This window comes from Jatrophihabitans sp. YIM 134969 (assembly GCF_054456675.1).
Genome location: NZ_JBTJEQ010000012.1, coordinates 93,314 through 101,789, shown reverse-complemented (window position 1 = coordinate 101,789; position 8,476 = coordinate 93,314). Strand labels below are relative to the sequence as shown.

Sequence of the window (8,476 nt, the reverse complement as noted above, 5' to 3'; positions counted from 1 at the left end):
GCCAGGGCCGAGTCCAGCGCCGCGGCCACCTCGGCGCGGGCGGCGGCGAGCCGGGGGTCGACGACCCGGGCCGGGCCACGACGCCCGCCGGACGTCTTGGCCTCGCTGGGCGGGAGCAGCACGCGCACCCGGACACTCTCGCACCACGTCCCGATCCCGCTCGGCCGGTCCGGGGCACTCGGCCGGTCCAGGACGCTCGGCCGGTCGGCGGGACGCCGGGCGGGACGGGGGGCATGCTGTGGACCGTGCTCGGACTCCCTGACGGCGTGACCGCCCTGCTGTTCGACCTCGACGGTGTGCTGACCCAGACCGCGAAGGTCCACTTCGCGGCGTGGAAGCAGACCTTCGACGAGGTCCTCACCGCACACGGCGACGACCGCCCGTTCACCCAGGACGACTACAACACGTACGTGGACGGCAAACCGCGCGAGGACGGCGTCCGCGACTTCCTCGCCAGCCGTGACATCCACCCCGACCGCGGCGCGGTCGACGACTCGGCCGACACGCCGACGATCTTCGGCATCGGCAACCGCAAGAACGACCTGCTCCTGGAGAAGATCCACCAGGACGGCGTCGAGACCTACGCCGGTTCGGTGCGCTACCTCGACGCCGCCATCGCCGCCGGCTTGCGCCGCGCGGTGGTCTCGGCGAGCAAGAACACCGAGGACGTGCTGAAGGTGACCGGGCTCCGCGACAAGGTCGAGATCGTCGTCGACGGCAACACCGTCGCCGCCAAGGGCCTCGCCGGCAAGCCCGCGCCGGACCCCTACCTCGAGGGCGCGCGCGAACTCGGCGTGCCGGCGAGCGCCGCCGCGGTGTTCGAGGACGCCCTGGCCGGTGTCGAGGCCGGGCGGGCCGGCCACTTCGGTTACGTGATCGGGGTGAACCGCGTCGACCAGGCGGACGCGCTGAAGGCCCACGGCGCCGACGTCGTGGTCGACGACCTGTCCGATCTGCTCGACGACGCCCCGGAGGCCTCCTCGTGATCCGCCAGTCCCGCTTCCCCGTCGAACCCTGGGCGGTGCGCGAGATCGGGCTCGACCTCGCGTCCATGCCGCAGACCGAGTCGGTCTTCGCGCTGTCGAACGGCCACATCGGCCTGCGCGGCAACCTCGACGAAGGCGACCCCAACGGCCTGCCCGGCACCTACCTCAACTCGTTCTTCGAGCTGCGGCCGTTGCCGTACGCGGAAGCGGGCTACGGCTACCCGGAGTCGGGTCAGACGATCGTCAACGTCACGAACGGCAAGCTCATCCGCCTGCTCGTCGACGACGAACCGTTCGACCTCCGGTACGGCGACCTGCTGCACCACGAGCGGATCTTCGACCTGCGCGCGGGCGTGCTGCGCCGGGTCGTCGAGTGGGCCACCCCGTCCGGCAAGCGGATCCGGCTGCGGACCACCCGGCTGGTGTCGTTCACGCAGCGGGCGATCGCCGCGATCGACTGGGAGGTCGAGGCGGTCGACGACACCCGCGTCGTCGTCCAGTCCGAGTTGGTCACGAACGAGGAACTCCCGCGCCAGTCGAAGGATCCGCGGGTGGCGGCGGCGCTCAAGGAGCCGCTCCAGGCCGTCGCCCACTACGAGAACGACCTGCGCGCGATCCTGATCCACAAGACCCGCGCCAGTGAGCTGACCATGGCCGCGGGGATGGACCACGAGATCGTCGGTCCGGACCACGCCACCCAGCGCATGCAGACCGACCAGGACTTCGCGCGGATGACCTACGGCACCTTCCTCAAGAAGGGCGAGAAGCTCCGGATCACCAAGTACCTCGCCTACGGCTGGTCCTCGCAGCGTTCGGTCCCCGCTCTCTACGACCAGGTCGACGCCGCGCTGGTGGCCGTCCGCCACACCGGGTGGCACGGGTTGGTCGAGGAGCAGCGGGCCTACCTCGACGACTACTGGGACGGCGCCGACGTCCACGTCGACGGCGACCCGGCGCTGCAGCAGGCCGTGCGGTTCGGCATGTACCACGTGCTGCAGGCCGGTGCCCGCGCCGAACGCCGCGCCATCCCCGCGAAGGGACTCACGGGCCCCGGCTACGACGGCCACTCCTTCTGGGACACCGAGATGTTCGTCCTGCCGGTGCTCACCGCGACCAACCCGGGTGCCGCCGCCGACGCCCTGGCCTGGCGGTACTCGATCCTGCCCGACGCGCGGGAGCGCGCCGCGACCCTGCACCACAACGGTGCGGCCTTCCCGTGGCGCACGATCCGCGGCCAGGAGTGCTCGGCCTACTGGCCCGCGGGCACCGCCGCGTTCCACATCGACGCCGACATCGCCGCCGCGGTGATCCGCCAGTACGAGTGGACTCACGACGCCCAGTTCGCGAAGGACTACGGGCTGCCGATCATCGTCGAAACGGCCCGCCTGCTCGACTCGATCGGATTCGTCGACGACCACGGCGGATTCCACATCCACGGCGTCACCGGGCCGGACGAGTACACGGCCATCGTGGACGACAACATCTACACGAACCTCATGGCGGCCCACAACTTCAAGCACGCCGCGAAGTGGGTCCGGCAGTGGCCCGACGACGCGTCGAAACTCGACGTCACCGACGAGGAACTCGCCCGCTGGGAGCACGCCGCCACCCACCGCGTCCTGCCGTTCGACGACGAACTCGGCGTGTACCAGCAGGATCTCGGCTCGACCCGCAAGGAGGTGTGGGACTTCGAGCGCACCGAGGAGATGGGTCACTACCCGCTGCTGCTGCACGCGACGTACTTCGACATCTACCGCAAGCAGGTCGTCAAGCAGGCCGACCTCGCGCTCGCGATGCACTGGACGGGCGACCAGTTCTCGTTCGAGGAGAAGGCCAAGGCGTTCGAGTACTACGACCGGCTGACGGTCCGCGACTCCTCGCTGTCGGCGTGTACGCAGGCGGTGCTGGCGGCCGAGGTCGGCCACCTCGAACTCTCGCACGCCTACGCCCTCGAGGCGGCCCTGATGGACCTGCGCGACCTCGAGCGCAACACCGGCGACGGCGTCCACGTGGCGTCGCTGGCCGGGGCGTGGATCGCGCTCGTGGCGGGCTTCGGCGGGTTGCGGGACTACGGCGGCGCGCTGTCGTTCCGCCCGCAGCTGCCGGCCCGCATTCAGCGCATCGCGTTCACGGTGCGGTGGCGGGGCGCCCGGCTGCGGGTGACCGTCATGTCGGACTCCGTGACCTACCTGCTCGAGGACGCCCTCAACGACGGCGCGACGTCGCTGCGCATCACCCACCAGGGCGACGCGGTCGACCTCGAGACCGGCACGGCGCAGACCGTCTCGATCGCCCGGATCGAGCCGATCACCCCCGAGCCGACCCAGCCCGCCGGGCGCCGGCCGATGCCGGTCGACGAGGTCGAGGACGCCGGCGAGGGCTGAGTCGCGTCCGAGCCCGCCGCTCGCTACTTCTTCGAGACCGAACTGGCCTTGTGGGCGGCCTTCTTGCCGCTCTTGTCCGATTCGATGATCACGTAGGGCTCGTCGTCGCTGGCCTTGAACTTCTGGCCGTCGAAGGTGAACTCGGCGTGCTTCACCTCGACGACCTTGCCGTGGGTCTTGCCCTGCGAGGTGTTCCAGGTGACCTCGTCACCCTTGCTGATGTCTGCCACGTCAGAAGACCTACCCAGGTCAGCGCAGGAACGTCAGGGCTTCCTCGACCATCTCGTCGAACCGGCCGATGCCGACCGAGAGGTGACCCTCGCCGGGCAGCAGGTGCACCCGGGCGTCGGGCAGGTGCTCCGCGAGCCACTGGCCGTGCGCGTACGGCACCATCCGGTCCTCGCTGCCCTGCCAGACCGCGACCGGCACCGTGACGTCGGTGAGCTCGAACCCCCAGGGCGTCGTGAACGCGAGGTCGTCGTCGGCCCAGCCGTCGACCCCGCTGGAGACCGATTCCCGGAACGACGCCGCGACGTGCTCGGCGTACCCGCCGGTGAGCACGGCCAGATCGGGCGCGTCGACGAGGCCGCCCAGGGCCTCCCCGACCTGCGCGCCGGTGACGCCGACCAGTTCGGCCGCCTGCGGCTCGAGGTAGGTGCGCAGCGCCTGCTCGCTCTCGAGCGCGGCCCCGAACTCCTCGTGGTTCTCGGGGCCCGTGCCCTCGAGGAAGTCCAGACCGGACTCCGCGGCGCCGACGTACGGGGCGACCCCGGCGATCGACACCACGCCGGCGCACCGCGGCGCCAGCACCGCGCCGCTGGCCAACGCGTGCGGGCCACCACCGGACCACCCCATCGACAGGAACCGCTCGACCCCGAGGGCGTCGAGCACGGCGGCGACGTCGTCGGCGTCGTCGCGCACCGTGCGTCCGGGGCGGCGGGTGGACCCGCCGTACCCGGGCCGGCTACGGGCGATCCAGCGCAGCCCGCGGCTGGTGACGGCCTCGACCAGCGGCGGGTACTCCTCGTGCGCCTGCGGTGTGCCGTGGTGGAACACCACCGCCGGGGCGGTCGGGTCGCCCGCCAGGGCGAGGTCGACGTTGCGGCCGTCGGGCAGGGTGTGGGTCCGGTGCTCGATCACGGCCGCGAGGCTACGTCGGTGGTCCTCACGGCGCCCGCGAGCCCCGGCGCTCCTCCTGCTCGACGACGACCGGGAGGTCCTTCAGCCGCTGCGCGCCGGCCAGGGCGCGGGCGATGCGCTGGTTGCCCTGGAGCTCGGGCCTGTTGCGTTCGAGGAACCACCAGTAGCCGGCGGTGAACGGGCAGGCGTCCTCCCCGACCCGCTTCTTCGGGTCGTACCGGCACCCGCCGCAGTAGTCGCTCATCCGGTCGATGTACGCGCCGCCACCGGCGTAGGGCTTGGTGGCCATGACCCCGCCGTCGGCGTACTGGGACATGCCGATGGCGTTCGGGACCATCACCCAGTCGTAGCCGTCCACGAAGCTGCGGTGGAACCAGTCGAGGACGGCCGCGGGCCGCCAGCCGCGTTGCATGGCGTAGTTGCCCAGCACCATGAGGCGCGGGATGTGGTGGACCCAGCCGTGGTCGCGCACACCACGCAGGACGTCGGACAGGCACCGGGCCTCGACGGCATCGGCGTCCAGGTCGTCGAACCACTTCGGCAGTTTCGTTGCAGCATGCAACGCGTTGCGCCGCTGGTACGACGCGGGCTGGTACCAGTAGAGGTGCCACACGTAGTCGCGCCAGCCGATGACCTGCCGCACGAAGCCCTCGACGGAGGCCAGCGGTGCCTCGCCGTCGCGGTAAGCCTGCTCGGCGCGGTGCACGACCTCGAGCGGATCGAGCAACCCGAGGTTCATCGGTGCACTGAGCAACGAATGGGCCATCCAGTCGTCGCCGGCGAGCATGGCGTCCTCGTACGGGCCGAACGTCGCGAGCCGGTCGGTGACGAACCGGCGCAGGACCGACACGGCCTCGGACCGGGTGGCGGCGAACCGGCGCGGGCCGTCGTTGCCGACGAACGACACGTCACCGTCGCGTTCCCACCGGTCGAGGTCGTGGCGCACCTCCTCGTCGATCTCGTCCTCGGTCGGCCACCAGGGCTCGCGCACGTCGAGCCGCTCGGCGCCCTTGGGCGGGGGTTCACGGTTCTCGGCGTCGAGGTTCCACTTCCCGCCCGCGGGCTCGCGGCCGTCCATCAGCACGTCGAGGCGGCGGCGGGCGTCGCGGTAGAAGTCCTCCATGAGCAGGCGGCCCTTGCGGGCGTCCGCCCACCGGGCGAAGTCGGCCATCGGGCTCGCGTACCCGCGCGGGTCGAGGGCCTCGACGTCCGGCAGCGAGCTCACGAGGCGCAGGGCGCCCCGCGAGGTCGGGTGGCAGACGCTCACCGGCCCGCCCGGGAGCGCGTCGCGGTACCCGCCGTCGGTGCGGATGTACGTGCAACGGTCGCCGAGCTCCGCGGCGCGGTGGCGCATGGCCGAGAGCACGAGGTGGGCCTTCTGCCGGTGGAAGCGCCGACGCCGGAACACCGCCCGCGACTCGATCATCAGCACCCGTTGGTCGGGGCCGTCCAGGAAGTGCGGTCCGAGCTGGTCGCCGAAGCACCACCGGACGGAGGTTTCTGACACACCGGACAGATACCCCGGTTGCGTGGTCGGGTCATCAGTTCGCGTCGCAGGGTCTTGAGAATCCCGATATCGTCTCCGGCGTGTCCAGCAGCGGGCGGCCCGTGGCCCTGGTGGTCGAGGACGACGAAGCAGTGGCGTCGTTGTTGACCGAAACGCTCAGTCAGGCCGACTTCGACGTGCACCGCAGCGCCAACGGTCGCGACGCGATCACCGCCGTCGCCGAGGTCGACCCCGACCTGGTGACCCTCGACCTCAACCTGCCCGATCTCGACGGCGTCGAGGTGTGCCGCCGCATCCGGCAGTCCAGCGACGCGTACATCGTCATGCTCTCGGCGCGCGCCGAGGAGGTCGACCGGCTCATCGGCCTCGAGATCGGCGCCGACGACTACCTCACCAAGCCGTTCAGCCCCCGCGAGGTCCGGGCCCGGGTGCTCGCGATGCTCCGCCGGCCGCGCCGCGAGAAGGCCGAGGCCCCCGTCCCCGCCGCGGCGGCCGCTGCCACCGAGATCCCCGGGATGCTCCCGACCCCCGCCGCGAGCCCGCTCGCGGGCCTCGACGGCACGGTCCGGATCGGCGAGCTCGAGGTCGACGTCGACTCCCGCACCGTCACCGTCGGCGGTGCGGAACTCGCGCTCACCCGCACCGAGTTCGAGCTGCTGGCCACGCTGATGTCGAGCCCGCGCAAGGTCTGGCCCCGCGACGTCCTGCTCAAGACCGTGTGGGGCACGGACTGGGTCAGCGACGGCCACCTGGTCGAGGTGCACATGGGCAACCTGCGCCGCAAGCTCGGCGACGACCCGCGCCAGGGTCGCTACGTGCGGACCGTCAGGGGGATCGGCTACAAGATCGGCACCGGGTGACCTCCACGGTCGGGGCGCGCCGCCTCGACCGCACGGCCGCCGCGCACGCCGCCATCGCGGCCTACGACGTCCTCGGCTCGCCTCCCACCCAGGACCTGGTCGCGCTCGCGCAGCTCGCCACCGTCGTCTGCCGCGTCGGTTCGGCGGCGGTCAACATCATCGACGAGAAGACCCAGCACACGATCGCGACCTACGGCCCGATGCTCGACCCGGGCTCGTGCGAGCGCGAGGACTCGATGTGCGCCATCGGGTTCCAGACCGAGTCGCTCGTGGTCTCCGACGACGCAGCCAGCGATCCCCGCTTCGCCACGAACCCGTTCGTGACCGGCCAGCTCGCCGCGATCCGGTTCTACGCGTCGGCGACCCTGCGCACGCCCGACGGGTGGGAGATCGGCACGCTGTGCGTGTACGACGACCACCCGTCGTCGTTGTCCGAGGCCCAGCGCGGCGGCCTGCAGACCCTCGCCCGTCAGGTCATCGACCTGTTCGAGCTCCGGCGCCGCAGTGGCTTGCTGCAGGCCAAGCTCGAGGAACTCGAGCGCTCGCAGCGGCAGCTGGTCTCGTTCGCCGGGCAGATCAGCCACGACCTGAAGACCCCGCTGACCTCGATCATCGGCTTCGCCGAGATGGCGAGCGACCGGGCGTCGGTGGCGGGCGACGAGGTGGCGCTGCGCTACGTCGAACGCACCCAGGCGTCGGGCCGGCGGATGCTCGGGCTCATCGACGACCTGCTCGACTACGCCCGGGTCGGCGGCATGCTCCGCCGCGAGGAGGTCGCGCTGCCGGCGGTGTTCGAGCAGGTCAAGAGCGACCTGCGGTGGGCGGCCGTCGGCGCGGGCGTCACCGCGACGTGCGAGGACGCGACGATCTGGGGTGACCCGTCGCAGATCCGGCTGCTGATGCAGAACCTGCTCACCAACGCGCTGAAGTACGGCCGTCCGGTGCACGGCGAGATCTCGGTGACCGTGCGGCAGGTCGACGGCGCGCGCCAACTGCGCGTGGCCGACAACGGCCTCGGCATCCCGCCCGAGGAACGGGCGACCGTCCTCGAACCGCTCGCCCGCCTGCGCACCGACGTCCCCGGCACCGGCCTGGGCCTCGCCACCTGCCAGCGCATCGCCCGCGCCCACGGCGGTCAGCTCATGCTCGCCGAGACCCCCGGCGGCGGTCTCACCGTCGTCGTGGAACTGCCCGACCCGGAGTAGGCGGGCGCGCGGGTGCACGATGGTGCCCATGAGTGACGCCGCAGCCCGGGACAAGTCGATCCTCGCCCACATCGACGAACTGGTCGCCGAGGAGAAGACGCTGCGTGCGTCGCACCCCGGTGGCATGACCGACGACGACCGCGCCCGCCTCAAACTCCTCGAGGGTCAGCTGGACCAGGCGTGGGACCTCCTGCGCCAGCGCCGCGCCCACGAGGAGTTCCACGAGAACCCCGACGACTCCGTCGAGCGCCCCGTCGACAACGTCACCAAGTACCTCCAGTAGAACCAAATTCTGTGTACTTCTGCAGCCCCACGCGGCAGGAGTACACAGAATTTGGTCGTGTGGCGAGGTTGTCCACAGGCTGACGATTTCTCGCGCCAGCAGGCCCAGACG

At 71.4% G+C, this 8,476-nt stretch carries 8 protein-coding genes; 5 read left to right on the top strand and 3 right to left on the bottom strand.

Annotation, left to right across the window (positions count from 1 at the left end):
* The first annotated feature begins 236 nt into the window (after positions 1 to 236).
* Together ACXR2U_RS08900 and ACXR2U_RS08895 are read left to right on the top strand one after the other, a co-directional pair.
* On the top strand, positions 237 to 986 hold the full coding sequence (locus ACXR2U_RS08900) for a beta-phosphoglucomutase family hydrolase (RefSeq protein ID WP_458824620.1): 750 nt from the start codon (positions 237 to 239) through the stop codon (positions 984 to 986).
* On the top strand, positions 983 to 3,370 hold the full coding sequence (locus ACXR2U_RS08895) for a glycoside hydrolase family 65 protein (protein ID WP_458824613.1): 2,388 nt from the start codon (positions 983 to 985) through the stop codon (positions 3,368 to 3,370). The genes ACXR2U_RS08900 and ACXR2U_RS08895 overlap by 4 nt, the downstream gene beginning before the upstream one ends.
* 23 nt (positions 3,371 to 3,393) lie before the next feature.
* Here the strand turns inward: ACXR2U_RS08895 and ACXR2U_RS08890 are convergent, their stop codons facing one another.
* From ACXR2U_RS08890 to ACXR2U_RS08880, 3 genes are read right to left on the bottom strand one after another with little or no spacing between them, the layout of a single operon-like run.
* Complete coding sequence (locus ACXR2U_RS08890) at positions 3,394 to 3,600, bottom strand: hypervirulence associated TUDOR domain-containing protein (protein ID WP_458824612.1); 207 nt, start codon at positions 3,598 to 3,600, stop codon at positions 3,394 to 3,396.
* 19 nt (positions 3,601 to 3,619) lie between these two features.
* Positions 3,620 to 4,510 carry an alpha/beta fold hydrolase gene (locus ACXR2U_RS08885; RefSeq protein WP_458824611.1) on the bottom strand — a complete coding sequence of 297 codons (891 nt, stop codon included), beginning with the start codon at positions 4,508 to 4,510 and terminating at the stop codon, positions 3,620 to 3,622.
* A gap of 25 nt (positions 4,511 to 4,535) precedes the next feature.
* Positions 4,536 to 6,026 (bottom strand): cryptochrome/photolyase family protein, encoded by a 1,491-nt coding sequence (locus tag ACXR2U_RS08880; protein ID WP_458824619.1) that lies wholly within the window; start codon positions 6,024 to 6,026, stop codon positions 4,536 to 4,538.
* A 71-nt stretch (positions 6,027 to 6,097) separates the two neighbouring features.
* Here ACXR2U_RS08880 and ACXR2U_RS08875 point away from each other — a divergent pair, with 71 nt between their 5' ends.
* The 3 genes from ACXR2U_RS08875 to ACXR2U_RS08865 are packed head-to-tail and all read left to right on the top strand — an operon-like array spanning position 6,098 to position 8,365.
* Entirely contained in the window at positions 6,098 to 6,877 is a 780-nt protein-coding gene (locus ACXR2U_RS08875; protein WP_458824610.1) for a response regulator, read from the top strand.
* Positions 6,874 to 8,082 carry a sensor histidine kinase gene (locus tag ACXR2U_RS08870; RefSeq protein ID WP_458824609.1) on the top strand — a complete coding sequence of 403 codons (1,209 nt, stop codon included), beginning with the start codon at positions 6,874 to 6,876 and terminating at the stop codon, positions 8,080 to 8,082. The genes ACXR2U_RS08875 and ACXR2U_RS08870 overlap by 4 nt, the downstream gene beginning before the upstream one ends.
* A 28-nt stretch (positions 8,083 to 8,110) precedes the next feature.
* Positions 8,111 to 8,365, top strand: a complete 255-nt coding sequence (locus ACXR2U_RS08865) for a DUF2630 family protein (protein ID WP_458824608.1) — start codon at positions 8,111 to 8,113, stop codon at positions 8,363 to 8,365.
* Positions 8,366 to 8,476 lie beyond the last annotated feature (111 nt).